Here is a 24,470-nt window from a genome sequence, read left to right on the forward strand (position 1 = left end):
GGGCGCTCGGTGCAGGTGCTTCTCTCGACCTACGCCAAGTGGTTGAATTCTGCCAACGATTGGACGGAACTGACGAAGCTGGAAAAGCACGTAATGGGTACAGGATTAAATATCGTTCACCTTGCGCCCTTTAGGCATAAGGCATTCGACAGCAATTCAGCCATACTCCAGAATGCATCGGTTTTTAGGGGGAAAACCCTTGCACAGCCAACGACATACCAACTTTTAGTGAGCCTCAACGTGAAAACATCCCTGTCCATCCTCAGCCTGCTGCTGTTGCTCACAGGTACCGCGACCCTTCCGTCGACTGCTGCTGCACAACCCCCGGCCCAGGTTCAACGTGACCCCTCCAAACTGCATCTGGCTTCAGGCAGCGCTCTGCTGATCGACCTGAACAGCAACCAGGAGCTGTATTCAAGCCATGCCGACCGCGTGGTGCCGATCGCTTCGGTGACCAAACTGATGACGGCGATGGTGGTGCTGGATGCCAAGTTGCCCATGGATGAAATGCTCACCATGACCATTGCCAACAACCCGGAAATGAAAGGCGTGTACTCGCGCGTGCGCCTGGGCAGCCAGCTGGACCGCCGCGAAACCCTGCTGATTACCCTGATGTCGTCGGAAAACCGTGCGGCCAATAGCCTGGCCAACGCCTACCCCGGCGGCTATCCGGCGTTCATCAAGGCAATGAATGCCAAAGCCCGCAGCCTGGGAATGGCCCACACCCGCTATGTTGAGCCGACTGGCCTGTCGACGCAGAACGTATCCACTGCCCGCGACCTGGCCAAGCTGCTGATGGCCTCGCGCAAGTACCCCATGCTGAGCGAGCTGTCGATCACCCGCGAAAAGACCGTCGCCTTCCGCAAGCCCAACTACACCCTGGGCTTCCGTAACACCGACCACCTGGTGAACAAAAGCAACTGGGATATCAAGCTGACCAAGACCGGCTTTACCAACGAGGCCGGGCACTGTCTGGTATTGCTGACCCGCATGGATAACCGCCCGGTGGCCATGGTCATTCTCGATGCCTTCGGCAAGTACACCCACTTCGCCGATGCCAGCCGCATGCGTCAATGGCTGGAAACCGGTGCCGCCAAACCGGCACCGGCAGTGGCCATGCAGTACAAGGCCGACCGGCAGAACAAGGGGCGGTTGGCGGCCGAATGACCGCCATTTCCTGGCGCGTGCGGGCTTGTCCGCGAAACATACAACGCGGTGGATAGCACGGGCTTCGCCCGTGTTCGCGGGTAAACCCGCGCCTACGACGGCCTGCGCCCGATCACCAATGTGTGTGTCCAACCCTGATCAGGTGTAGGAGCGGGTTTACCCGCGAATACGGTCGCGGCGGCAACGGTGAACGGCGGGTGGAAATTGGCCAGCAGGGCCGGCCCATTCGCGGGTAAACCCGCTCCTACACGACGGCCTGTGCCCAATCACCAATGTATGTCCACCCTCGATAGGTGTAGGAGCGGGTTTACCCGCGAATACGGTAGCGGCGGCGACGGTGAACGGCGGGTGGAAACTGGCCAGCAGGGCCGGCCCATTCGCGGGTAAACCCGCTCCTACAGCGGCCTGTGCATGTCCAGTCAGGCCGTGGCGCTGACCATGCCTCCCGCACTGCTGCCGCCCTCTTGCTGCAACAGTTCCAGCAACTGCGCCGTGGCCGCCATGATCTGCCCATTGAGGGTAGCAATGCTCGCCTGCTTGGCACCAACCGCTGCTGCTTTCGCAGCCTCGTCCATCTTGCTGTTCTGCAATGCAGCCAACTGTTTCTGTTCCTCTGCCAATTGCTTCTGCAGATCCTTGATCAATTGACGCAGCTCGCTCACAGCCTCCGACTCGCCACTGCCTTCTGTGTCGGTGGATTGCGCCGGGCTACCCGCCGACACCTTCATGCTGTCACTGCTGATGCTCAAGGGCCCCACCGCCTCACCGGCCTGTTTCGCCTGCTCACGCTCGGTTGCTGCGTTCGCGCTCAGCGTCTGTGCTGAAACACCATTGATCATCAGATTGCTTGCCGTGATACCGCTCATGTCGATTCCCTGCATGAAAGATTGGTCCTTGCCGTAACCAACACATCGGCCGCCTCACGCTGTTCTTTAGCCCGCTTAAATTCCCCCTCGGCTGGCTCGTTCCAACTCATGTACTTGCGCAGGAGCCGGAGCCCCGGCGGGCGTCCATATTCGACCATTCAGGGAATCGCAGCCATGAGCCAGTCCTCACAGCAGGAAACCATCAAAGACATGATCGGCGTGGGCTTCGGCCCCTCCAACCTGGCCTTGGCCATCGCCCTGGAAGAACTCGCCGAATCCCGGGGCCATGCACTCGACGCACTGTTCATCGACAAGCAGCAAGACTACCACTGGCACGGCGAGACCTTGGCTACCCAGAGCGAGTTGCAGATCTCGTTCCTCAAGGACCTGGTGTCGCTGCGCACCCCAACCAGCCCTTACAGCTTCGTCAACTACCTGCACCAGAAGCAGCGCCTGGCCGACTTCATCAACCTCGGCACCTTTTACCCCTGCCGCCTGGAGTACAACGACTACCTGCGCTGGGCCGCCGAGCATTTCGCCTCCCAGGCGGTGTATGGGCAGGAAGTGTTGCGCATCGAACCGCACATGCATGCAGGCCGGGTCCAACACCTGTGCGTGATCACGCGTGACAAACAAGGCCGCGAATACAGCCGCGCCACCCGCTCAGTGGTGGTGGGCAGCGGTGGCACGCCGAAAATCCCGGAAAACTTCGGCGCCTTCAAGGACGACCCGCGAGTCTTCCACCACTCGCAGTACCTGAGCAGCCTGACCAAACTGCCGTGCACGGCTGGCAAACCCATGCGCATTGCCGTGATCGGCTCAGGCCAGAGCGCCGCCGAGGCGTTCATCGACCTCAACGACAGCTATCCGTCAGTCAAGGTCGACATGATTCTGCGCGGCTCGGCCCTCAAGCCCGCCGACGACAGCCCCTTCGTCAACGAGATCTTCTCGCCCGACTATACCGACCTGGTCTACAACGAACCGGCCGAACAGCGCAGCAAACTGCTGGGCGAATACCACAACACCAACTACTCGGTGGTCGACCTCAACCTGATCGAGCGCATCTACGGCATCCTCTACCGGCAGAAGGTTGCCCATCAGCACCGCCACAACGTGCTGTGCCGGCGCCAGGTGGAAGCGGTGGTGGCCACCCGCGAAGGCCTGGAACTGACCCTGCGCGACCTCGCCACCGGCCAGCAGCAAACCCACCGCTACGATGCCGTTATCCTCGCCACCGGTTACGAGCGCCGCTCGCACCGCGAATTGCTCGCGCCGCTGGCCGATTACCTGGAGGACTTCAGCGTCGACCGCAACTACCGCGTACTGGCCAGCCCGGACATGCAAGCCTCGGTGTACCTGCAGGGCTTCTGCGAAAACAGCCACGGCCTGAGTGACACCCTGCTTTCGGTCCTGCCGGCACGCGCTGCGGAAATTGGCCGAGCGCTGTACCAGGACCTGGAGCAGTTGCACGAAAAGCCCCAAGCAGCCGTGGCACTGACCCGCGCCTGACCCCTCTCTACAACCAGCCATCAAGGCCGGACTGGTGCCTCGTGCGCAGTCCGGTGTTTGTGCTTTGAAACATTTGCTTTCATTTTAACCTGCAGGTTTTCGATTCTCATTCGTCCTTATCAGTACAGCACTCTTTGGTTGGCACATGCTCGACCACCCATAGCAGAAGACCGTCTGATGGCCCAAACACCGAAAAAATCCAAATCCAAGCTGTGGTTCCTGGTCCACAGCTGGCTCGCCTTGCCGATCTGGTTCTTTGTCCTGATCGTCTGCTTCACCGGCATGCTCGCCGTGGTCAGCCAGGAAATCGTCTGGCTCGCCGATCCGGCTGTGCGCGCCAACAAGCCAGACGCGGACACCGAGCGCATGAGCTTTCAGCAGGTACTGGAGGCCTTGAACAATGCCGAGCCGGACATGGTGGTGGAGCGCCTGAGCCAGCCAGATGGTTCGCACTTCGCGGTGAAAGCCAATGTCACCCTGCCTGACGGCACCCGCCCGACGCTGTATGTAAACCCCTACACCGGAACCATTCAGGGCAAGACCCCGGACTTCAACTTCGAAGCCTTCACCCGCGCCCTGCACGGTTGGTGGCTGGTGCCGTTCACCAACGGTTTCAGCTGGGGCTGGTACCTGGTCTCGCTGCTCGGCCTGCCGATGCTCGCCTCGCTGGTCACCGGCCTGGTGGTTTACAAGAAGTTCTGGAAAGGCTTTTTCAAACCCGTGCGTACCGGCCATGGTTCGCGAATTTTCTGGGGTGACCTGCACCGTCTGTCCGGGGTGTGGTCAATCTGGTTCATTGCAGTCATTTCCGTCACCGGCACCTGGTTCCTGATCCAGGCGATCCTGTCCGACAACCACATCACCCTTTCCAGCCAGCCCATCGTGCCGGTGATCGCCCGTGAGGAAGTGCCACAAACGCCAGATGGCAGCCCCGCCTCGCGCATCGACCTGGATGAGGCGGCACGCCTTGCCGGGCTGGCGATCCCGGGGCTGGAAGTGACCTCCATCTCGCTCCCCGCCACTGCCTACAGCCACGTCATGCTGTCTGGCCCGGGCTGGTACCCGTTGATGTTCCAGAGTGCGTCGGTAAATCCGTACACACGCAATGTCGACAGCCAGTTCCTGATCAGCGACCGTTCGGCCCTGGAGTTCGTCACCGAGTCCATGCGCCCGCTGCACACCGGCGACTTTGGCGGTTTGCCGATCAAGCTGGTGTGGTTCTTCTTCGGCCTGATCCTCACCCTGATGGTGCTCAGCGGCCTGCTGATCTGGACCAAGCGCACCGCCCAGGCCACCGCCGCGGCCCTCAAGCGCAGCGAGCGCGCTCCGCGTGCAGTACACAGTGAGACCACCGTGGAGATCCATTCATGAGCCAGGCCCAGGCCCTGCCCGCCAGCCCGCTGAAGCAGCTATGGCTGAAGTGGCGTTTTCACCTGAACATCCTGCTGATCCTGATCCCGCTGGGCTTCATGCCCAAGTACTTCGCCGACGCCAGGCTGTTCCGCGGCGACGCCGGCCTTGGCGCCAACGTGATCAGTGACATCCAGGTCGGCCCTTACAGCCTCGACCTTGCTGAACTGCGTGACGAGGCGCCACACGCCGACGGCCCCGCCGGCTACTTCAAATCGTTCAATGCATCGCTGTGCAAGGCCTGCATAAAAAACGTCAAGGCAGCCTACCTGCGCATCGGCAAACCAAGAAGCCTGCGCGCCGCCGGCACCATTTTCTTCGGTGCACCTTACAACATGGGCACCTCGTTGCCGATTCCGCCACGTACCAAACCCGACGCGCACATCTGGATCACCCTGGAAGGCTGGGACGGCAGCATGCACCAGGCGTCGATCCCCCTGGCCAAGGCATCGCCAGCCACTGTGGCATGGCTCGAGAAACAAGGAGAAAACAAATGAATCACCGGATGCGCACCCTGGCGCTGCCCTTGCTGGTACTGGTCGCCGGCCCTGCGCTGGCGCACAACCCGATGTGCGAATGCGAAGAACTGGCCAGCGGTCAGGTCAAGTGCACCGGCGGTTTCTCGGACGGCAGCGGTGCCCCCGGAGTGACCCTGGACGTGATTGGTTATGACGAACAGGTGCTGGTCGGCGGCAAGCTTGGCGACGACTCGACGCTGACCTTCAAACGCCCGGACGGCGAATTCTACGTGCTGTTCGATGCTGGCCCCGGGCACGTGGTGGAAGTGGACTACGCCGATATCGCCCAGCCATGAGCCGCGCCCACGTCATTCGCCCGGCCGGTGCCGGGCACGAAACCCTGTACGTGCTGCTGGCAAGCTTGCTGATCGTGGTGCTCGCCGCCAGCGTGGTGCTGCTGCGCGGTGAGCGCGAGGACGAACAGGCCATCGCCAGCCACCAGATCGACGCCCGCCGCGACCTCACCGCCGCCGAGCAAGGCCTTTACACCGACCTGCGGGTAGCCTTCGACGAGATCCAGCTCCTGCGCGAAGAAAACGCCGTCACGCCCAGCGTAAAGGCCCTGGCCGAAGAAGGCCTGCCGCCGTTCGTGGTCGATGCCGGCAGCCAAAGCCGTGGCGGCCACCAATGGTCATGGCTGGAGCCCGGCGCCTACCTGGGCCGCAGCCAGGCCCCGGAAGTGGCCGGCAGCCTGCTGCTGATCCTGCCACCCGACAGCACAGGCCAAGCCGATATCTGGCTGCGCCGCGACAGCGCCGCCGTGATCCCGGACGACCTCGGCCAGGCCGCTCTGATCGCGGCTGGCTGGCAACAAGTGGTCAGCCACTACGACGCCGGGGTCACCCGCGAACACCGTCACTGAACCCAAGGACCCGCCCATGTTTCGCTCCGCCCTCGCCCTTCTCCTGTCCCTTGCCCTGCCGGCAATGGCCCTGGCCGATAACAGCAAGCCGCTGCGAATCGGCATCACCCTGCACCCCTACTACAGCTACGTGAGCAATATTGTCGGCGACAAGGCCGAGGTGGTTCCCCTGATTCCGGCGGGCTTCAACCCGCACGCCTACGAGCCGCGGGCCGAGGACATCAAGCGCATCGGCACGCTGGACGTGGTGGTGCTCAACGGTGTTGGCCATGACGATTTCGCAGACCGCATGATCGCCACCAGCGAAAAACCCGACATTGCCACTATCGAAGCCAATCAGAACGTGCCGCTGCTGGCGGCCACTGGCATCGCTGCGCGCGGTGCCGGCAAGGTGGTCAACCCGCACACCTTTCTGTCGATCAGCACCACCATCGCCCAGGTGAACAACATCGCCCGTGAACTGGGCAAGCTCGACCCGGACAACGCCAAGTTGTACACGCAAAACGCCCGTGCCTACGCCAAGCGCCTGCGCGCCCTGCGTGCCGAGGCCCTGGCCAAGGTCACCGAAGCCCCTGGCGCAACGTTCCGGGTCGCCACCATCCATGCTGCCTATGACTACCTGGTGCGCGACTTCGGTCTGGAGGTGACCGCCGTCGTCGAGCCGGCCCATGGCATCGAGCCCAGCCCGGCGCAGCTGAAAAAAACCATCGACCAGCTCAAGGCACTGGACGTGCGGGTGATCTTCTCGGAAATGGACTTCCCGTCGGCCTATGTCGAAACCATTCAGCGTGAGTCCGGCGTACGCCTGTATCCGTTGACGCATATCTCCTACGGCGATTACACCAAGGACAAGTACGAGGTGGAAATGAAGCGCAACCTGGACACCGTGGTCCGCGCCATTCAGGAGAACCGCGCATGACCGCTGCCGCCAAGCGGGTGACAGCCTGCGGGCCGCGCATCGAGTTCACTGGCATCGACCTGACCTTGGGGCGTACGCGCATCCTCGAACAGGTCAGTTTCAGCGTGGCAGCAGGCAGCGTGCACGCCATCGTCGGCCCCAACGGCGGCGGCAAGAGCTCGTTGATCAAGACCCTGCTCGGGCAGATGCCACACCAGGGCCAGCTGACCTCGCATTGGCCTGGTGAGCGCGAAGTGATTGGCTACGTGCCGCAGGCACTGGAGTTCGACCGCGGCCTGCCCATGACCGTGGACGACTTCATGGCCGCCATGTGCCAGCGCCGCCCGGCCTTCCTCGGCCTGTCGCGGCGCGTGAAGCCAGCCATTGATGCAGCCTTGGTTCAGGTTGGCATGCTCGACAAGCGCACGCGGCGCATGGGTGCACTGTCCGGCGGTGAGCGCCAGCGCGTGCTGCTGGCCCAGGGCCTGATCCCCGAGCCGCAGTTGCTGGTGCTGGACGAACCGATGTCGGCCCTCGATGAAGCCGGAATCCAGGTGTTCGAACAGTTATTGCAGGGCTGGCGCCAGGCCGGCACTACCGTTCTGTGGATCGAGCATGACCTGGAAGCCGTGTTGCGCCTGGCGGACCGGGTAACAGGCCTGAACCGCCAGGTGCTGTTCGATGCGCCACCTGCCCAGGCCCTGACCCCGGAGCGCCTGCTCGGCCTGTTCTCCGTTAACCCGCGTAGCGAGAGCCTTGCCTGATGAGTTTTGAAATCTTTCGCCAAACGGTCCAGGACTGGGCCACTGCCGGCTATCTGCCCGAGGCGCTGGCCTACGGCTTCGTGGTCAACGCCCTGTTGGCCGGCCTGATGATCGGCCCGGTGTTGGGCGGCCTGGGTACCTTGGTGGTGGTCAAGCGCTTTGCCTTCTTCTCCGAAGCGGTCGGCCATGCGGCGCTGACCGGCGTGGCCATCGGTATCCTGCTGGGTGAGCCCTATACCGGCCCGTACGGCAGCCTGTTCGGCTACTGCCTGCTGTTCGGCATCCTGCTCAACTTCCTGCGCAACCGTACCGGGCTGTCGCCGGACACACTGATTGGCGTATTCCTGTCGGTGTCGCTGGCGCTGGGCGCCAGCCTGCTGCTGATGCTGGCAGGCAAGATCAACGTGCACATCCTCGAGAACGTGCTGTTCGGCTCGGTGCTGACCGTTAGCGCCCAGGACTTGCTCGTGCTGGGCATCGTCGCGGCGCTGGTGCTGGCCTTGGCACTGCCGCTGTACAACCGCATCATGCTGGCCAGTTTCAACCCGCAGCTGGCGGCTGTACGCGGGGTAGCGGTGAAGACCCTGGACTATCTGTTCGTGGTGCTGGTGACGTTGGTGACCGTGGCTGCGGTGAAGGTGATCGGGGCCATCCTGGTCGGTGCGCTGCTGGTCATCCCGGCCGCCGCCGCTCGCCTGGTCAGTCAGTCGCTCAAGGGCTTTTTCTTCCTGTCGGTGCTGATTGCCACCATCAGTACCCTGCTCGGTATTTTGCTGCCGATCGTTTTCGACCTGCCGGTGCCGTCAGGGGCCGCGATCATCCTGGTCGCCGGCATCTGCTTTGCCCTGGCCGCCCTGGCCCGCGCCCTCGTTCCCCGCCTGCAAGGAAACCCGGCATGAACTTCAAACACCTGACCCTGGCGCTGGCACTGGCCGGCCTGCCGTCCCTGTCTTTCGCCACGCAAGTGCTGACGACCCTGCCCGTCACCCACAGCCTGGCCAGCGCCCTGCTCGACGGCACTGCGGTGCGGCTTCAGCAGGCAGCACCGGCCAACCTGCCTGCCAGCCGCCAACCGTCGTATTTCAGCGGGCGTGGTGGCGCAGGCCTGCACAAGGCCGCCCAGCAGGCAGATGCGGTGATCGGGGTGCGTTCGATCTGGCGTGACGACCCGCTGTACCCGATGGCCCGACGCAGCAATATCCGCATTGTCGAGATCGATGCCGCGCGACCGGTGGATGGCGCACTGCCGGGCATTGCGGTGAACGGTGACGATGCCTATGGTGCTTACCCCTGGCTCAACCCGACCAACCTCGGACGCATGGCCGACGTGGTGGCCAATGACCTGGAGCGCCTGGCGCCGGACGACAAGGCAAAGATCCAGGGCAACCTGGCAGGGCTCAAACGCCAATTGCTGGAGCTTTCGGCCAGCAGCCAGACGCGGCTGGCCAAAGTCGACAACCTGACGGTGGTGAGCCTGTCGGAGAGGCTGGGATATCTGGTCAACGGGTTGAACCTGGATGCGGTCGAGCAGCCACTGCCGGCCGAATGGGATGCGGCCGCCCTCAAGGCGCTGGGGGAGAACCTGAAGGCGCAGGACGTGGCGCTGGTGCTGGACCATCGTCAGCCTGAAGCGGCAGTGGCCGAGGTGATCAAGGCGGCCGGGGCCAAGCTGGTGGTGGTGGAGAGTGACCCTGAAGATGCGATTGCGGGGCTCAAAGCCAGCGTTGACCAAGTGGTTGGGGCATTGGGCGGGCGCTGATCGGACAGGCCCGCGCGGTGGATGGCACGGGCTTCGCCCGTGTTCGCGGGCAATTGAACACGCGTCGGTGGTTGGGCGCAGGCCGTGTAGGAGCGGGTTTACCCGCGAAGAGGCCGGCCCTGCTGGCCAATTTCCACCCGCCGTTCACCGTTGCCGCCACCACCGTATTCGCGGGTAAACCCGCTCCTACATTGGACACGCGTCAGTGGTTGGGCACAGGCCGTCGTGTAGGAGCGGGTTTACCCGCGAAGAGGCCGGCCCTGCTGGCCAATTTCCATCCGCCGTTCACCGTTGCTGCCACCACCGTATTCGCGGGTAAACCCGCTCCTACATTGGACACGCGTCAGTGGTTGGGCGCAGGCCGTCGCGTAGGAGCGGGTTTACCCGCGAAGAGGCCGGCCCTGCTGGCCAATCTCCACCCGCCGATCACCGTTGCCGCCACCACCGTATTCGCGGGTAAACCCGCTCAAGGATCGCGGTTGCTGCCAGGCTAACGCTTCATGCACCGCTGATAACGCTCATCCACCCGCCCGGCAAACCAGGCCGTGGTCAGCTTGCGGGTAATCTTCGGGCTCTTCAGCTCGATGCCCGGTAGCACTGCGCGGGGCACCGGTTTGCCGGCTTTGGCATCTGCCAGGGCAAACACCCCGCTGTACAGCTTGCTGTCCTCGAACGCCAGGCTGTCAGCCTCCTCCAGCTGGCTTCGGATCTGCGGGTTACGCAGCCCCAGCTTCACCCCCAGCTTGCGCGCGGCCAGTTCGGTGGTCCCCGGCATGATCGCCCCTGGCGCCACCAGGTCGCCGTCCAGTGCCAGCTTCACCCCCGTGACCTTGCTCAATGCCGCCTGGAATGCCGCATTGCGGCTGGCGTACCAGCCTGCGTTGAAATCGGCGAAACGGTAAAGCTGGCGCTCGTAGTTGGCCGGGTAGCCCAACAGGTGGGCAATACCGAAGTACATGCCGCCGCGCCGGCTGAACACTTCCTGGCGAATCGTGCCTTCATGGCTGTAGGGGTAATCCCTCGCATGCTTTTCGGCAAAATCGATGCTGACTTGCATCGGCCCGCCGGTGTGCACCGGATTCAGCCCGCCCAGCAAGGTCTTGCCCAGCGGCACGCGAGCAACGACTTCGTCGTACAGTTCGCTCAACTGCTTTTCGCTGCGCACCGTCTGCAACCGCTGCTGGTAGCTCTTGCCGTTGCCCGACGGCGTCTTCAGCGCACCGTCGACCAGCAGTTTGGGAATATGCAGACGCGCAGCGCGGCGGTCGATCTCCTGGCGGGCGATACGCCCAAGGTTGGGCACCTGTGGGTCCGCAGTGAAGGTCGACTCCTGTTCGGTCACCGCCAGCACTGCGCACAGGTTGCTTTTACTGGGCGCTATGCGCTGGGCTTCGAAGGCTGCCTGGATATCGTTGGCCCAACCCTCGCGGTCCTTGACCTGGGCGGGTAACAGCCGCAGGAGCTGCGCACGGATTTTGGCCGGGTCCGCTTCGGGCGCTTCTTCGCGGCGCCCGGCGCAGCCTTGCAACAGCGCCAGGGCCATCACCGAAATGGCCAGTAACCGGCCGTTCAGGGCTGTTCACCGACCAGATAGGTTTTGCTGATGTGGCGGAACTGCGGGTGCCCGGCACTGCCCATCAATTCGAACAGCACCATCTCGCGGGTCACTACCTGCGCGCCGGCGGCACGCATGCGCGCCAGGCCTGCGGCCTTGCTGGCCGGGGTGCGGCTGTCGCAGGCATCCTCGACCACGAACACTTGCTTGCCCAGCGCCAGCAGGCCGAGCACGGTCTGCAGCACACAAACATGGGTTTCCATGCCGCAGACGATCACCTGCTCGCGCGCCATCAAACTGGCCGGCAGGCACTCGGCGGCCACGCAGGAAAAGTGACTTTTTTCCACCACTTCGGCTGCCGGCGCTGCGGCCAGCAGTTCGGCCAGGGTATGGCCCAGGCCTTTGGGGTACTGCTCGGAAATCACCGTCGGCAGCGCCAGCTCGGCAGTCGCCGCCAGCAACCAGCGGGCCCGTGCCCGAGTGCCTTCGGGGTCGCTCATGGCACCGATCAGTTTTTCCTGGATGTCGACGACCAGTAGCGTGGCCTTGAGTGGATCGATCAGCATTGTCTGCCTCTTGCCTGGGAAAACCCTAGCCTCCCCCAGGCAAGCGGTGTCGTCAATCAGGCAGACAGCCGAAGCGGCTGCAGCGACGCGGTCAGCGCAGCGAGCACACGGTCTTCCTGCTCATGGATGAAGAAATGGCCACCCGGGAACATCTGCAGCGAGAACGCGCCGTGAGTTTCACAGCGCCATGCCTGCAGTTGCTCATCGCTGGCCCGGTCATCCACGCCACCCAGCACATGCAGTGGGCACTGCAACGCCGGCCGCTGCCGGTATGTGTAAGTGCCGCACAACAGAAAATCCGCGCGCAAGGTCGGAAGGGTCAGGCTCATCAGCTCAGCGTTGGCCAGCACTTCCTCAGGCGTGCCTTGTAGCGCGCGCAACTCGCTGATCAGCTCGGCGTCGCTCTTGGGCTCGCGCCAGTTGTTGCCGTCGTAGTCCTCACGCCGGGTAGGTGCCGCGGTGCCGCAGGCGAACAAGGCCAGCGGCGCCGGGCAGCCCAATGCCTGCAGCTCATGGGCCAGCTCGAAGGCCAGCAGTGCACCCAGGCTGTGGCCGAGCAGCGCATAAGGAGCGCTTGCCGCCAGTCGCTGCTCGCTGGCCAGTTGCCGAGCCAGCACTTGCATGTCGGTGTGCAGCGGCTCTGCCATGCGCGCGCCCCGCCCAGGCAACTCTACCGGGCGCACCTGCAACCATGCCGGCAGCTTGCGCCGCCAGCGGCTGTAGACCATGGCGCTGGCCCCGGAGTACGGCAGGCACAGCAGGTTCAGCACGGTCACTGGGCGGCAGCTTCGGCCATTTTCTGGCGCAGGCTCAGCGGGCGCATGTCGGTCCAGACTTCATCGATGTAGGCCAGGCATTCCTTCTTCAGGCCGCTTTTGCCCACGGCACGCCAGCCATTGGGGATGGCTTTGTAGTCGGGCCAGATCGAGTATTGCTCTTCGTGGTTGACCACTACCTGGAACTGGATATCGTCGCGGTCGAAAACGGAAGTCATTGCCTGTCTCCTTAAATGATGATGCCGCTGCGCGCCTGGCGCAGGGTGGCTTTCAAGTAGACGTAGCAAGCGCTGTAAAAATTAACGGAATTGACGCGCCCCATGTGGCCACGGCCGATGCCGGTATTAACCCTCAGGTATCACGCAACAGGTCGTGCGTATCGAGCAACCGGAACGCAACCTGCGGATTACGCTCCAGCCCGCGCCGGATCGCCGCCGGGATAGACTGCCGGGTCTTGCGGCACAGCCCGGGCTGATCGTCCAGTTCGATGACGATGCCGCGCATGGTCCGTACCTCGTTGTAACCGGGGGCGATGTGCACGCGGATGCCGAGGTTTTCGTACAGGCGCTGCTGCAGACGTTGAAGGTCTTCCAGGTCCTTCAGGTTTTCCAGGCGTTCGAGCAGGCGTTTTTCTTCCTGCCGGGTCAGCAAGAGGATGCGCTGGGCGGCCTGCGGATGGTCGGCCAGTTGCTCGCGGCCGCAGACGCAGGCGCCAGGGGGGCAAGGTTGGCGTAAAGGAACGGGTGTACTCATAGGGCAAGCATAGCCTGTACCGACGGTCAGAGCTGCGCCAGCCGCGCGCGCAGGAAGCTGACAAAACCCTGCACCGGCCGCGCGACCTGCCGGTGCTGCGGATACACCGCCGACAGCTGCAGCGCGGGCGGGCGCCACTCATCCAGAACCGTCACCAGTTGCCCCTCCGCCAACGCCTGCCCAACGATAAAGGTCGGCAGATAAGTGACCCCCATCCCGGCAATCGCAGCCCCCCGCAGCAACTCGCCATTGTTCGCCCGCATGCGTCCGGTCACCTGAATTGCCTGGGTTTTGCCACCTTTGTGAAATTGCCACTGCACCTGCCGCGAATGCCCATAAGGCAGGCAATCATGCGCGGCGAGCTCATCCGGTTTTCCCGGCACTCCCCGTGCTTGCAAATACGCCGGGCTCGCACAGTAGACCCGCTCGACACTGGCGATACGCCGGGCGATCAGGCTGGAGTCCTCCAGTGCACCAATCCGCAGCGCCAGGTCATAGCCTTCACCAATCAGGTCCACAGCGCGGTCGCTCAGGTCTACCTCCACATCAACCTGGGGGTGCAGCTGCAGAAACTCGGTCAGCAGGCAGCCCAGGTGCGCCATGGCAAACGACAGCGGCGCGCTGAGGCGCAAGGTGCCGCGCAAGACCTGGGCCTGGCCGCTGATGTCGTGTTCGACCTGCTGCACTTCACCCAGCAGGCGCAGGGCCGACTGGTAGTAGTGCTGCCCCAGTGGCGTGGCATCGAGGCGCCGGGTGGAGCGGTTGAGCAGGCGCACGCCCAGGCGCTCTTCAAGCTGCATCAGACGCCGGCTGACCGATTGCTTGGACATGCCCAGACGGTCGGCGGCAGCGGTGAAACTACCGGCCTCCATCACCTGGGCAAAGATCCGCATGTCTTCGTAAGGGTTCATTGTCTCGCTCTTGCTGACAGTCAAACACTTTATAGCGGCTTTTTCCCACGAATGCATCTGCCTAATCTACGCACAAGTCGCAGCGATGGCCCCTCAGGCCAGGCAAGACGCCCACTACCAACACTTGCACAGAAAAGGATTCGCTCATGAACATTGTCCACAAAGCCCTCACCGCCTCCGTCCTGGCCCTGTCCGTTTCCAGTGCCTTCGCCGCAGGCAGCCCCGGTGTCGAACAACACACCCAGGCCTTCCTCGAAGCCCTGGAGAAAGGGGGTGGCAAGCCGCTGGAACAGCTCACACCAAACGACGCCCGCGCGGTACTGACCGGCGCCCAGGCTTCGGTGAAGGTCGACCTCTCGGGGGTCGAGGTGAAGGAACGCACGATTCAGGCCAATGGCCAATCGATCAAGCTGCAAGTGGTGCGCCCGACTAATGTCAAAGGTGATCTGCCGGTGTTCATGTTCTTCCACGGCGGCGGCTGGGTGCTGGGCGACTTCCCGACCCACCAACGACTGATCCGCGACCTGGTGGTCGGCTCGGGTGCGGTGGCGGTCTATGTGGACTACACCCCGTCACCGGAAGCGCACTACCCGACGGCGATCAACCAGGCGTACGCCGCGACTCGCTGGGTGGCCGAGCATGGCAAGGAGATCGGCGTGGATGGCAAGCGCCTGGCTGTAGCCGGCAACAGCGTTGGCGGCAACATGGCGGCGGTGGTTGCACTCAAGGCCAAAGAGGCCGGCACCCCTGCCCTGCGCTTCCAGCTGCTGCTGTGGCCGGTGACCGATGCCAGCTTCGAGACAGCATCGTACAAGCAGTTTGCCGAAGGACACTTCCTGACCACCGGGATGATGAAGTGGTTCTGGAACAACTACACCGTTGATGCAAAGGCGCGGGCGCAGATCTACGCCTCGCCGCTGCGGGCGTCCGCCGAACAGCTGAAGGGCTTGCCACCGGCCCTGGTGCAAACGGCTGAGTTCGATGTGCTTCGGGATGAAGGTGAGGCGTATGCCCGCAAGTTGAATGCGGCGGGCGTGACAGTAACCTCGGTGCGCTACAACGGAATGATTCATGACTATGGGCTGCTCAACCCGTTGAGCCAAGTGCCGGCAGTAAAGGCGGCGCTGCGGCAGGCGGGCAACGAACTTAAAGTGCATCTGCAGTGAGGCAATGAGCAATAGACCCGCCTGGGCGGGTCTTTTGCTTCTATTTGCGGAAACGGCCCGCAGGCTTCAATGAATCTGCCATCGGTGCGGCAGGTCCGGCCCTTTCGCGGGTAAACCCGCTCCTACACAGGCCACCACAAACGTCAAATTCTGTGGTGGCCTGTGTAGGAGCGGGTTTACCCGCGAAAGGGCCGGCAAATCCCGCTCAGGGCTCAAACCCTTCCACAATGATCACCTCAGCCTTCGCCACCCCTTGGCGATGACTGCATGCCTCTTGGTACAGCGCGGAGCGGTAACAGGCGACGGCCTGCGCGTACGAATCGAACTCGATCACCACACTACGCTGAGGCGTAACCCTCCCTTCCATCGCCTCGCTGCGCCCGCCACGGGCCAGGAAGCGCCCGCCGAATGCCTTGAAGGCAGCCGGGGCGCGCTGGGTGTATTGCTGGTACTGCTCGGGGTCGGTCACGTCCACATGGGCGATCCAGTAGGCCTTCATGTGCAACTCTCCTGTTACGGCGATATTTGTGTATGATGGTATACCATAAAATTCACCCCACCACAGTGAGCGTGCATCATGGCTTTCAACACCATCGAGGAACTTCTCGAGGACTACCGGCAAGGCAAGATGGTCCTGCTGGTGGATGACGAGGACCGGGAAAACGAAGGCGACCTGTTGATCGCCGCCGAGCGCTGCGACGCCCAGGCCATCAACTTCATGGCCCGCGAGGCGCGCGGGCTGATCTGCCTGACCTTGACCGACGATCACTGCCAGCGCCTGGGCCTGGAGCAGATGGTTCCGGCCAACGGTAGCGTGTTCAGCACCGCATTCACCGTGTCGATCGAGGCGGCCACCGGGGTCACCACCGGCATTTCCGCCGCTGACCGGGCACGCACCGTGGCAGCGGCCATGGCCCCCAACGCCCGCCCCGAAGACCTGGTTCAACCTGGCCACATTTTCCCCCTGCGGGCACGCGAAGGCGGCGTGCTGACCCGTGCCGGCCACACCGAAGCCGGCTGCGACCTGGCACGCCTGGCCGGCTTCAGCCCGGCCTCGGTCATCGTTGAAGTGCTGAACGACGACGGCACCATGGCCCGTCGCCCCGACCTGGAAGTGTTCGCCACCCGGCATGGCATCAAGATTGGCACCATCGCCGACCTGATCCACTACCGCCTGAGCACCGAGCAGACCATCAAGCGCATCGGCGAGCGCGAGCTACCGACCGTGCATGGCACCTTCCGCCTGGTCACCTATGAAGACCGCATCGAAGGTGGCGTGCACATGGCCATGGTCATGGGCGACATTCGCCGCGAACAGCCGACCCTGGTGCGGGTGCATGTGATTGACCCGCTGCGCGACCTGGTGGGTGCCGAGTACGCCGGCCCCGCCAACTGGACGCTGTGGGCGGCGCTGCAGAAGGTGGCTGAGGAAGGTACTGGCGTGGTGGTGATCCTGGCCAACCACGAATCCTCCCAGGCCTTGCTTGAGCGTGTGCCACAACTGACCCACCCTGTTCGGCCCTATCAACGTGGCCAGTCCAAGGTGTATTCCGAAGTGGGCACCGGGGCGCAGATTCTGCAGGACCTTGGCGTGGGCAAGCTGCGTCACCTGGGGCCGCCGCTGAAATACGCGGGGCTGGCGGGGTATGAGCTGGAAGTGGTGCAGAGCATCCCGTTCGAGCCCGGGATTGCAGGTTGATATACGGTCCCTGTGGAAACGGGCAAGCCCACGAAGCAGACACCGCGGGGCATGGCACGGGCTTCGCCCGTGTTCGCGGGCCCGCCCGCTCCCACAGAGACCGCGCAAGCTTTTAGACCCTGTTCAAATCAATTTCCCCGATCAGCAACGGGCCCGTGCCTGAAGGCAGAGTGATGGCCGGTCGCCCCATACCTCTTGCCAAAATCTTGGAATACCATAATATGATATCCCGTAGACCTTGAGTCTTCAGGCCGGCACCTACAATTAAAAACGGCCATCAGGACACTTTGTTTTAGCTGCTCCCCGAACACAGTTGGCGGGCGCACCACAAGCCCCGCCTCGAATAACAAAAGCAACGAGGGCGTAACCATGCTGTTAAGCAAACGTGTAACCGCAGTGCTGTCCGCCAGCCTGCTGACCCTGGCATGTCAGGCCGCCCAGGCCGCCGACAGCCTCAACTTCGTCAGCTGGGGCGGTACGACCCAGGACGCCCAGAAAGAAGCGTGGGCAGTACCGTTCACCAAAGCCACGAACATCAAGGTCGTGCAGGACGGTCCCACCGACTACGGCAAGCTCAAGGCCATGGTCGAGAGCGGAAACGTGCAGTGGGACGTGGTCGACGTCGAAGCCGACTTTGCCCTGCGTGCCGCCAGCGAAGGCCTGCTCGAACCCCTCGACTTCAACCAGATCAAGCGCGACAAGATCGACCCACGCTTCGTCTCCGATCATGGCGTCGGCTCATTCTTCTTCTCCTTCGTGCTCGGCTACAACGAAGGCAAGCTCGGGGCCAACAAGCCGGTGGACTGGACCGCGCTGTTCGACACCAAGGCCTACCCCGGCAAGCGAGCCCTGTACAAATGGCCCAGCCCCGGCGTGCTGGAACTGGCCCTGCTGGCCGACGGCGTAGCCCCTGACAAGCTGTACCCGCTGGACCTGGACCGCGCCTTCAAGAAGCTCGACACCATCAAGAAAGACATCGTCTGGTGGGGCGGTGGCGCCCAGTCACAGCAGTTGCTGGCCTCAGGTGAAGCCTCGCTCGGCCAGTTCTGGAATGGCCGTGTCTACGCCCTGCAGCAAGACGGTGCACCGGTGGGTGTGAGCTGGAAGCAGAACCTGGTCATGGCCGACTTCCTGGTCATCCCCAAAGGCGCCAAGAACAAGGAAGCGGCCATGAAATTCCTGGCCAACGCCAGCAGCGCCGAGGGCCAGGCCGAATTCGCCAACAAAACCGCCTATGCGCCGGTCAACGTCGACAGCGTGGCCAAGCTGGACAAGGACCTCGCGCCAAACCTGCCAACTGCCTACGCCCAGGACCAGGTCACCCTCGACTTCGCCTACTGGGCCAAGAACGGTCAAGCCATCGCCGCGCGCTGGAATGAGTGGTTGGTCAAATGAAAGTCGCCATCAACGCCCTGCAAAACGCGCAAGGTGCCCCCACGGGCGCCGGCGCCCCGGGCACCGCACCGCGCCGTGCCAGCCTGAGCCAGCGCTGGAAAGGCAGCCGCAACCTGCTGCCCGCCCTGCTGTTCCTTGGCGTGTTCTTCTTCGCCCCGCTGGTCGGCCTGCTGCTGCGCGGGGTGCTGGAGCCAACGCCAGGGCTGGGTAACTACGAGCAGCTGTTCGCCAACTCGGCCTATGCACGGGTGCTGTTCAACACCTTCTCGGTGGCCGGCGTGGTTACCCTGATCAGCGTGCTGCTGGGCTTCCCGCTGGCCTGGGCAATCACCCTGGTGCCCAAGGGCTGGGGCCGCTGGCTGCTGAACATCGTGCTGTTGTCGATGTGGACCAGCCTGCTGGCACGTACCTACTCGTGGCTGGTGCTGCTGCAGAGCTCGGGCGTGATCAACAAGGCGTTGATGGCCATGGGCATCATCGATGCCCCGCTGGAAATGGTGCACAACCTCACCGGCGTGGTAATCGGCATGAGCTACATCATGATCCCGTTCATCGTGCTGCCACTGCAGGCGACCATGCACGCCATCGACCCGATGGTGCTGCAGGCAGGTTCGATCTGTGGTGCCAGCCCGTGGACCAACTTCTGGAAGGTGTTCCTGCCGCTGTGCCGCTCGGGGCTGTTCTCCGGGGCGCTGATGGTGTTCGTGATGTCGCTCGGTTACTACGTCACCCCGGCGCTGCTGGGGGGCGCGCAGAACATGATGCTGCCTGAATTCATCATCCAGCAGGTGCAGTCGTTCCTCAACTGGGGCCTGGCCAGCGCCGCTGCCGCACTGCTGGTAGCGATCACCCTGGTGCTCTTCTACCTGTACCTGAAGCTGCAGCCGGAATCCCCGGTTGGCAACGCGAGGTAAACCGCCATGCTCCTGTCTCCCAATGCCATGGGCCGCCCGCTGCGTACGGGCCTGTACCTGACCACCGGGGTCATCGCGGCCTTCCTGCTGCTGCCGGTGGTCTTCATCGTGTTGCTGTCATTCGGCTCGTCACAGTGGCTGGTGTTCCCGCCACCGGGCTGGACCTTCAAGTGGTACGGCCAGTTCTTCTCCAACCCGGAGTGGATGGACGCCGCACTGGCCAGCCTGAAGGTGGCCGTGCTGACCACCATCGCCGCCGTGTTGCTGGGCCTGCCCAGCGCATTCGCCCTGGTGCGTGGCCGCTTCCCGGGCCGCGAGCTGCTGTACGGGCTGTTTACCATGCCGATGATCGTGCCGCTGGTGATCATTGCCGTGGCGGTATACGCACTGTTCCTCAAGCTAGGTTACACCGGCACGCTGTTCGCCTTCGTGGTCAGCCACGTGATCGTCGCCCTGCCGTTCACGATCATCTCGATCATCAACTCGCTGAAGCTGTTCGACCAGTCGATCGAAGATGCTGCGGTGATCTGTGGTGCCTCACGCCTGCAGGCCATTTTCAAGGTCACGTTCCCGGCCATCCGCCCCGGCATGATCGCCGGTGGCCTGTTCGCTTTCCTGGTGTCCTGGGATGAAGTGGTGCTGAGCGTGATGATGGCCAGCCCCGACCTGCAGACCCTGCCAGTGAAGATGTGGACCACCTTGCGCCAGGACCTTAGCCCGGTCATCGCCGTGGCTTCGACCTTGCTGATCGGCCTGTCGTTGCTGGTCATGTTCATTGCCGCCGCCTTGCGCCGGCGCACCGAAAACGCCTGAGCGCGGAGAAAACAACAATGAGTGCAGTGATCAAAGACAACGCGCACGGCAAAACCCTGGTCAGCCTGCGCGGCCTGAACAAGCACTACGGCGACTTCACCGCCGTGGACAACCTCGACCTGGAGATCCAGGACGGCGAGTTTCTGACCTTTCTTGGTTCCAGCGGCTCGGGCAAGTCCACCACCCTGTCGATGCTGGCCGGCTTCGAAACACCCAGCAGCGGCGAGATCCTGGTCGACGGCCAGTCGCTGGTCAACGTGCCGCCGCACAAGCGTGACATCGGCATGGTGTTCCAGCGCTATTCGCTGTTCCCGCACCTGAACGTGCGCGACAACATCGCCTTCCCGCTGGCCATCCGCAAGCTCAATGCTGCCGAAACCAGCAAGCGCGTCGAGGCCATGCTCAAGCTGGTGCAACTGGAGAAGTTCGCCCACCGCAAGCCGTCACAGATGTCTGGCGGCCAACAGCAGCGCGTGGCAATTGCCCGGGCGCTCGTGTACGAGCCACGCATCCTGCTGATGGACGAGCCGCTTGGCGCGCTGGACAAGAAGCTGCGTGAAGACCTGCAGGACGAACTGCGCCAGCTGCACCGCCGCCTGGGCATTACCATTGTCTACGTGACCCACGACCAGGAAGAGGCGATGCGCCTGTCGCAGCGCATCGCCATCTTCAGCCACGGCAAGATCGTCGGCCTGGGCACCGGGTACGACTTGTACCAGAATCCGCCGAATGCCTTTGTTGCGTCGTTCCTGGGCAACTCCAACTTCCTGCGGATCAAGGCCAGCAGCAATGGCGCAGGCAGCTTCGAGGGCCAACCAGTGGCCATCCGCCTCACCCCAGGCCTGGCCGCCGAGCAGGATGCGCTGATCATGGTGCGTCCGGAAAAAGCCCTGGCCCTGACCGCCGAACAAGCGGCGCGCGAGCCATTGCCGGCAGGCTGGAACGAGGTCAGTGCCAAGGTGGGCGAAGTGCTGTTCCTGGGTGAAAGCCAGACCTGTCATGTGGTGACTGCAGGGGGTACCGAGCTGACGGTGAAGGCCCTGTCGGCCGCGGGCATGCCGATGCAGCCGGGCGACAGCGTGAAGGTGCGTTGGGCAGTGGCCGACGCCTGCATTTATACCGAATGGGCCGAGAGCGACCTGAGCAAGTCGGCCGGGGCACATTAACCTCTTCAGCGTTGCAGCGCCTGCCAGATCGAGCGCCGCCCGCGGGGCGCACGATCGGGCAGGCGCTGCACGCTGGAAGGTGTACGCCCCCGTCACATTATCATCACGCCACTGTCGTACTCTGCCGGCCAACACTGTGCCATAGGCCACCCGGCATGCTCCGCCTGCTTGTCTTGCTGCTCACCTTGCTTCCACTAGCGACCTTGTCTGAGCCCCTGCATCTGCGTGTCCAAGGCTCCAACACCATCGGCACGGCCTTGATACCGGCGCTGGTGCAGGGGCAATTGCGCGCGCAGCAGGCCACCGCCATCGAACAACAGCCAGGCAAGGTCGCCAACGAGCGGGTGATTACCGCCCGCGACGTGCATGGTCAGCCCTTGCGCATCGACATTGCCGCCCACGGCTCAAGCACAGGCTTTGTCGCGCTGGGCCGTGACGAGGCTGACCTGGCCGCCGCCTCGCGACCGATCAACGACAGTGAAGTGCGCCAGTTGCAGGCGCTGGGCGACCTGCGCGCAGCCGGCGCAGAACAAGTGATCGGCCTCGACGGCGTCGCGATCATCGTCCACCCCGACAACCCGATACCCCAACTGGACACCCGGCAACTGGCGCAGATTTTCTCCGGTCAGATCCAGCGCTGGGAACAACTGGGCATACCTGGCGGGGCCATTCATCTGTATGCCCGTGACGACCGTTCCGGCACTTTCGAGACCTTCAAGGCGCTGGTGCTGGAACCTCAGCACGGCGAACTTTCGGCCAAGGCCAGGCGCTTCGAGTCCAGCGACGAACTGGCGCAACGCGTGGGTACCGACCGCCAGGCCATCGGTTTCAGCAGCCTGGCCGCCGTACACGGGGCCAAGGTGCTGGCGGTGGCCGAAGGCGACGCGCCGGCCATGCTGCCAGAGCGCGCACGTGTGGCCAGCGAGGACTACCCGCTCTCACGGCGCCTGTACTTTTACCTGCCGGCCAACCCCAAGCCCCAGGCCAAGGCCCTGGTCGATTTCGCTCAGAGCCCGGCCGGCCAGGCGATCATCGCCCAGCAGGGTTTCGTTTCGCAGCAGATCAAGGCCCTGTCTGTCGCCCCCCAAAGCGACATGCCACCGCGCTATCGCATCCTGGCCCTGCAGGCGCAGCGGCTGAGTGTGAACTTCCGCTTCCAGGAAGGAAGCGCCAGGCTGGACAACAAGGCCTTGCGCGATGTGCAGCGGGTGGCAGAGTACCTGCGCCAGGCCGGGAAGCTGCAGGGCAAGGCAGTGCTGGTGGGGTTCGGCGACCCCAAGGAAACGCCCGGGCGCGCAGCCCTGCTCTCCCGCCTGCGTGCGCAAGCAGTGCGCCGCGAACTGGCGCGTGGTGGCGTGGAGGTGCTGCAGGTGACCGGGATGGGCGATGAATTGCCAGTGGCCGGCAATGAACAGGAGCAAGGCCGGCTGCGCAACCGGCGGGTCGAGGTGTGGGTGTATTGATCCGGCCTTGTACACACCCCTGAAGCAGCCTTGTGCTGCAACGAGGCCCGAATGACAGAAACATTCCGGTGTCAGCAAGGACCTCGTCGCAGCACAAGGCTGCGTCTACAGGCTGTACAGCAGGCTCCACGTCATCAGCGGGTGACGGTGCGCATGGTCACGAACTCTTCGGCCGCCGTCGGGTGCACGCCGATGGTTTCGTCAAACTGCTGCTTGGTCGCACCGGCTTTAAGTGCAATGCCCAGGCCCTGAATGATCTCGCCAGCGTCAGGACCGACCATGTGGCAGCCCAGCACCTTGTCGGTCTCGGCATCGACCACCAACTTCATCAGGGTCTTTTCCTGAATGTCGGTCAGGGTCAGCTTCATGGCCCGGAAGCGGCTTTCGAATACCTGCACCTTGTGCCCGGCCTCCAGCGCCTGCTCTTCGGTCAAGCCTACGGTACCGATGGGTGGCTGGCTGAACACCGCAGTGGGGATGTTCTGGTAATCCACCGGGCGGTATTGCTCGGGTTTGAACAAGCGCCGCGCCACGGCCATGCCTTCAGCCAAGGCCACTGGGGTCAACTGCACACGGCCGATCACATCACCAATGGCGAGAATCGAGGGCGCGGTGGTCTGGTACTGCTCATCAACCCGGATGTAGCCGCGCTTATCCAGCTCGACGCCGGTGTTCTCCAGGCCCAGATTGTCCAGCATCGGGCGCCGGCCAGTGGCATAGAACACACAATCGGCGACCAGCTCGCGGCCGTCCTTGAGCGTGGCTTTCAGGCGGCCATCTTCAAGCTTGTCGATACGCTGGATATCGGCGTTGAACTGCAGGTCGAGGCCGCGTTTTTCCAGCTCTTCCTTCAGGTGGGTGCGCACCGAGCCATCGAAGCCGCGCAGGAACAGGTCGCCACGGTACAGCAGTGTGGTGTCGGCCCCCAGGCCTTGGAAGATGCCGGCGAATTCGACGGCGATATAACCCCCACCCACCACCAGCACGCGGCGCGGCAAGTCCTTGAGGTAGAAGGCTTCGTTGGAGGTGATGGCCAGTTCCTTGCCGGGGATGTCCGGTACCTGCGGCCAGCCACCGGTAGCGATGAGGATATGCTCGGCGGTGTAGCGCTGACCGTCCACTTCCACTTCGTTGGCACCCGTCAGACGCGCGTGTCCCTGCAACAGGGTCACCCCGCTGTTGACCAGCAGGTTACGGTAGATGCCGTTAAGGCGCTCGATTTCCCGATTCTTGTTGGCAATCAGGGTGCCCCAGTCGAAATGCCCCTCTTCCAACGTCCAGCCGAAACCCGCGGCTTGCTCCAGTTCGTCGGCAACGTGCGCGCCGTATACCAGCAGTTTTTTCGGCACACAACCGACGTTGACGCAGGTCCCCCCCAGGTAGCGGCTTTCCGCCACTGCCACTTTTGCACCAAAACCGGCAGCAAAACGCGCTGCGCGCACACCACCGGACCCGGCGCCAATCACGAACAGATCAAAATCGAAGGCCATGTATTCACTCTCCCAGGCAGGCGTCCAGCATACCGCCGTTGGCCGCCGCA

26 protein-coding genes are annotated in these 24,470 nt (G+C 63.4%); 17 read left to right on the forward strand and 9 right to left on the reverse strand.

The window, feature by feature from the left end:
- Window positions 1-240: 240 nt before the first annotated feature.
- Entirely contained in the window at window positions 241-1,167 is a 927-nt protein-coding gene (pbpG, locus tag ACK59Z_RS16705) for a D-alanyl-D-alanine endopeptidase (RefSeq protein WP_108190356.1), read from the forward strand.
- Window positions 1,168-1,586: 419 nt separating this feature from the next.
- Here the strand turns inward: pbpG and ACK59Z_RS16710 are convergent, their stop codons facing one another.
- Complete coding sequence (locus ACK59Z_RS16710) at window positions 1,587-2,033, reverse strand: hypothetical protein (RefSeq protein ID WP_003256207.1); 447 nt, start codon at window positions 2,031-2,033, stop codon at window positions 1,587-1,589.
- A gap of 174 nt (window positions 2,034-2,207) precedes the next feature.
- On the opposite strand from ACK59Z_RS16710, the gene ACK59Z_RS16715 reads away from it, so the two are divergent.
- The 9 genes from ACK59Z_RS16715 to ACK59Z_RS16755 all read left to right on the forward strand — a co-directional run bounded on the left by ACK59Z_RS16715 (window position 2,208) and on the right by ACK59Z_RS16755 (window position 9,753).
- Window positions 2,208-3,542, forward strand: a complete 1,335-nt coding sequence (locus ACK59Z_RS16715) for a lysine N(6)-hydroxylase/L-ornithine N(5)-oxygenase family protein (RefSeq protein WP_108190345.1) — start codon at window positions 2,208-2,210, stop codon at window positions 3,540-3,542.
- A gap of 177 nt (window positions 3,543-3,719) precedes the next feature.
- Window positions 3,720-4,913, forward strand: coding sequence for a PepSY-associated TM helix domain-containing protein (locus tag ACK59Z_RS16720; protein ID WP_409293494.1), 1,194 nt, complete (start codon window positions 3,720-3,722; stop codon window positions 4,911-4,913).
- Window positions 4,910-5,449, forward strand: coding sequence for a hypothetical protein (locus ACK59Z_RS16725; protein WP_003256210.1), 540 nt, complete (start codon window positions 4,910-4,912; stop codon window positions 5,447-5,449). Before ACK59Z_RS16720 ends, ACK59Z_RS16725 begins: the two co-directional genes overlap by 4 nt.
- Complete coding sequence (locus ACK59Z_RS16730) at window positions 5,446-5,766, forward strand: hypothetical protein (RefSeq protein WP_003256211.1); 321 nt, start codon at window positions 5,446-5,448, stop codon at window positions 5,764-5,766. The genes ACK59Z_RS16725 and ACK59Z_RS16730 overlap by 4 nt, the downstream gene beginning before the upstream one ends.
- Window positions 5,763-6,332, forward strand: a complete 570-nt coding sequence (locus ACK59Z_RS16735; RefSeq protein ID WP_003256212.1) for a DUF6162 family protein — start codon at window positions 5,763-5,765, stop codon at window positions 6,330-6,332. The genes ACK59Z_RS16730 and ACK59Z_RS16735 overlap by 4 nt, the downstream gene beginning before the upstream one ends.
- 16 nt (window positions 6,333-6,348) lie before the next feature.
- Entirely contained in the window at window positions 6,349-7,251 is a 903-nt protein-coding gene (locus ACK59Z_RS16740; RefSeq protein ID WP_003256213.1) for a metal ABC transporter substrate-binding protein, read from the forward strand.
- Entirely contained in the window at window positions 7,248-7,994 is a 747-nt protein-coding gene (locus ACK59Z_RS16745) for a metal ABC transporter ATP-binding protein (protein ID WP_409293496.1), read from the forward strand. The genes ACK59Z_RS16740 and ACK59Z_RS16745 overlap by 4 nt, the downstream gene beginning before the upstream one ends.
- On the forward strand, window positions 7,994-8,893 hold the full coding sequence (locus ACK59Z_RS16750) for a metal ABC transporter permease (RefSeq protein ID WP_003256215.1): 900 nt from the start codon (window positions 7,994-7,996) through the stop codon (window positions 8,891-8,893). Before ACK59Z_RS16745 ends, ACK59Z_RS16750 begins: the two co-directional genes overlap by 1 nt.
- Window positions 8,890-9,753, forward strand: a complete 864-nt coding sequence (locus ACK59Z_RS16755) for a metal ABC transporter solute-binding protein, Zn/Mn family (protein WP_003256216.1) — start codon at window positions 8,890-8,892, stop codon at window positions 9,751-9,753. The genes ACK59Z_RS16750 and ACK59Z_RS16755 overlap by 4 nt, the downstream gene beginning before the upstream one ends.
- Window positions 9,754-10,243: 490 nt before the next feature.
- On the opposite strand, the gene ACK59Z_RS16760 is transcribed toward ACK59Z_RS16755, so the two are convergent.
- The 6 genes from ACK59Z_RS16760 to ACK59Z_RS16785 all read right to left on the reverse strand — a co-directional run bounded on the left by ACK59Z_RS16760 (window position 10,244) and on the right by ACK59Z_RS16785 (window position 14,314).
- A complete protein-coding gene (locus tag ACK59Z_RS16760; RefSeq protein ID WP_017148248.1) occupies window positions 10,244-11,296 on the reverse strand; it encodes a DUF1615 domain-containing protein in 1,053 nt (350 codons plus the stop codon).
- A gap of 26 nt (window positions 11,297-11,322) precedes the next feature.
- Window positions 11,323-11,874 (reverse strand): isochorismatase family protein, encoded by a 552-nt coding sequence (locus ACK59Z_RS16765; RefSeq protein ID WP_003256219.1) that lies wholly within the window; start codon window positions 11,872-11,874, stop codon window positions 11,323-11,325.
- 56 nt (window positions 11,875-11,930) lie between these two features.
- Complete coding sequence (locus ACK59Z_RS16770) at window positions 11,931-12,650, reverse strand: thioesterase II family protein (RefSeq protein WP_108190350.1); 720 nt, start codon at window positions 12,648-12,650, stop codon at window positions 11,931-11,933.
- Complete coding sequence (locus ACK59Z_RS16775; RefSeq protein WP_016711157.1) at window positions 12,647-12,868, reverse strand: MbtH family protein; 222 nt, start codon at window positions 12,866-12,868, stop codon at window positions 12,647-12,649. The genes ACK59Z_RS16770 and ACK59Z_RS16775 overlap by 4 nt, the downstream gene beginning before the upstream one ends.
- 133 nt (window positions 12,869-13,001) lie before the next feature.
- A complete protein-coding gene (locus ACK59Z_RS16780; RefSeq protein ID WP_010954639.1) occupies window positions 13,002-13,403 on the reverse strand; it encodes a hypothetical protein in 402 nt (133 codons plus the stop codon).
- Between the two features lie 26 nt (window positions 13,404-13,429).
- The gene (locus tag ACK59Z_RS16785; RefSeq protein WP_010954640.1) at window positions 13,430-14,314 is read right to left on the reverse strand and encodes a LysR family transcriptional regulator; all 885 of its coding nucleotides are present in this window, start codon (window positions 14,312-14,314) and stop codon (window positions 13,430-13,432) included.
- A 146-nt stretch (window positions 14,315-14,460) separates the two neighbouring features.
- On the opposite strand from ACK59Z_RS16785, the gene ACK59Z_RS16790 reads away from it, so the two are divergent.
- Window positions 14,461-15,480 carry an alpha/beta hydrolase gene (locus tag ACK59Z_RS16790; RefSeq protein ID WP_108190351.1) on the forward strand — a complete coding sequence of 340 codons (1,020 nt, stop codon included), beginning with the start codon at window positions 14,461-14,463 and terminating at the stop codon, window positions 15,478-15,480.
- A gap of 205 nt (window positions 15,481-15,685) precedes the next feature.
- Here the strand turns inward: ACK59Z_RS16790 and ACK59Z_RS16795 are convergent, their stop codons facing one another.
- A complete protein-coding gene (locus ACK59Z_RS16795) occupies window positions 15,686-15,979 on the reverse strand; it encodes a DUF1330 domain-containing protein (protein WP_108190353.1) in 294 nt (97 codons plus the stop codon).
- 78 nt (window positions 15,980-16,057) lie between these two features.
- On the opposite strand from ACK59Z_RS16795, the gene ribBA reads away from it, so the two are divergent.
- From ribBA to ACK59Z_RS16825, 6 genes are all read left to right on the forward strand, one after another.
- Entirely contained in the window at window positions 16,058-17,179 is a 1,122-nt protein-coding gene (gene ribBA, locus ACK59Z_RS16800; RefSeq protein ID WP_108190354.1) for a bifunctional 3,4-dihydroxy-2-butanone-4-phosphate synthase/GTP cyclohydrolase II, read from the forward strand.
- 369 nt (window positions 17,180-17,548) lie between these two features.
- On the forward strand, window positions 17,549-18,574 hold the full coding sequence (locus tag ACK59Z_RS16805; RefSeq protein WP_004576593.1) for an ABC transporter substrate-binding protein: 1,026 nt from the start codon (window positions 17,549-17,551) through the stop codon (window positions 18,572-18,574).
- Window positions 18,571-19,488, forward strand: coding sequence for an ABC transporter permease (locus ACK59Z_RS16810; RefSeq protein ID WP_003256234.1), 918 nt, complete (start codon window positions 18,571-18,573; stop codon window positions 19,486-19,488). Before ACK59Z_RS16805 ends, ACK59Z_RS16810 begins: the two co-directional genes overlap by 4 nt.
- Window positions 19,489-19,494: 6 nt before the next feature.
- Window positions 19,495-20,301, forward strand: a complete 807-nt coding sequence (locus ACK59Z_RS16815) for an ABC transporter permease (RefSeq protein WP_003256236.1) — start codon at window positions 19,495-19,497, stop codon at window positions 20,299-20,301.
- Between the two features lie 17 nt (window positions 20,302-20,318).
- Entirely contained in the window at window positions 20,319-21,467 is a 1,149-nt protein-coding gene (locus tag ACK59Z_RS16820) for an ABC transporter ATP-binding protein (protein ID WP_003256238.1), read from the forward strand.
- A 155-nt stretch (window positions 21,468-21,622) separates the two neighbouring features.
- A complete protein-coding gene (locus ACK59Z_RS16825) occupies window positions 21,623-22,930 on the forward strand; it encodes a substrate-binding domain-containing protein (RefSeq protein WP_108190355.1) in 1,308 nt (435 codons plus the stop codon).
- A gap of 134 nt (window positions 22,931-23,064) precedes the next feature.
- Here ACK59Z_RS16825 and gorA read toward each other — a convergent pair whose 3' ends face one another.
- Window positions 23,065-24,420: a glutathione-disulfide reductase gene (gene gorA, locus ACK59Z_RS16830; RefSeq protein WP_409293498.1), complete on the reverse strand. Its 1,356-nt coding sequence runs from the start codon at window positions 24,418-24,420 to the stop codon at window positions 23,065-23,067.
- Window positions 24,421-24,470: the final 50 nt, after the last annotated feature.

This window comes from Pseudomonas sp. KCJK9058, assembly GCF_046230975.1.
GTDB lineage: Bacteria > Pseudomonadota > Gammaproteobacteria > Pseudomonadales > Pseudomonadaceae > Aquipseudomonas > Aquipseudomonas alloputida.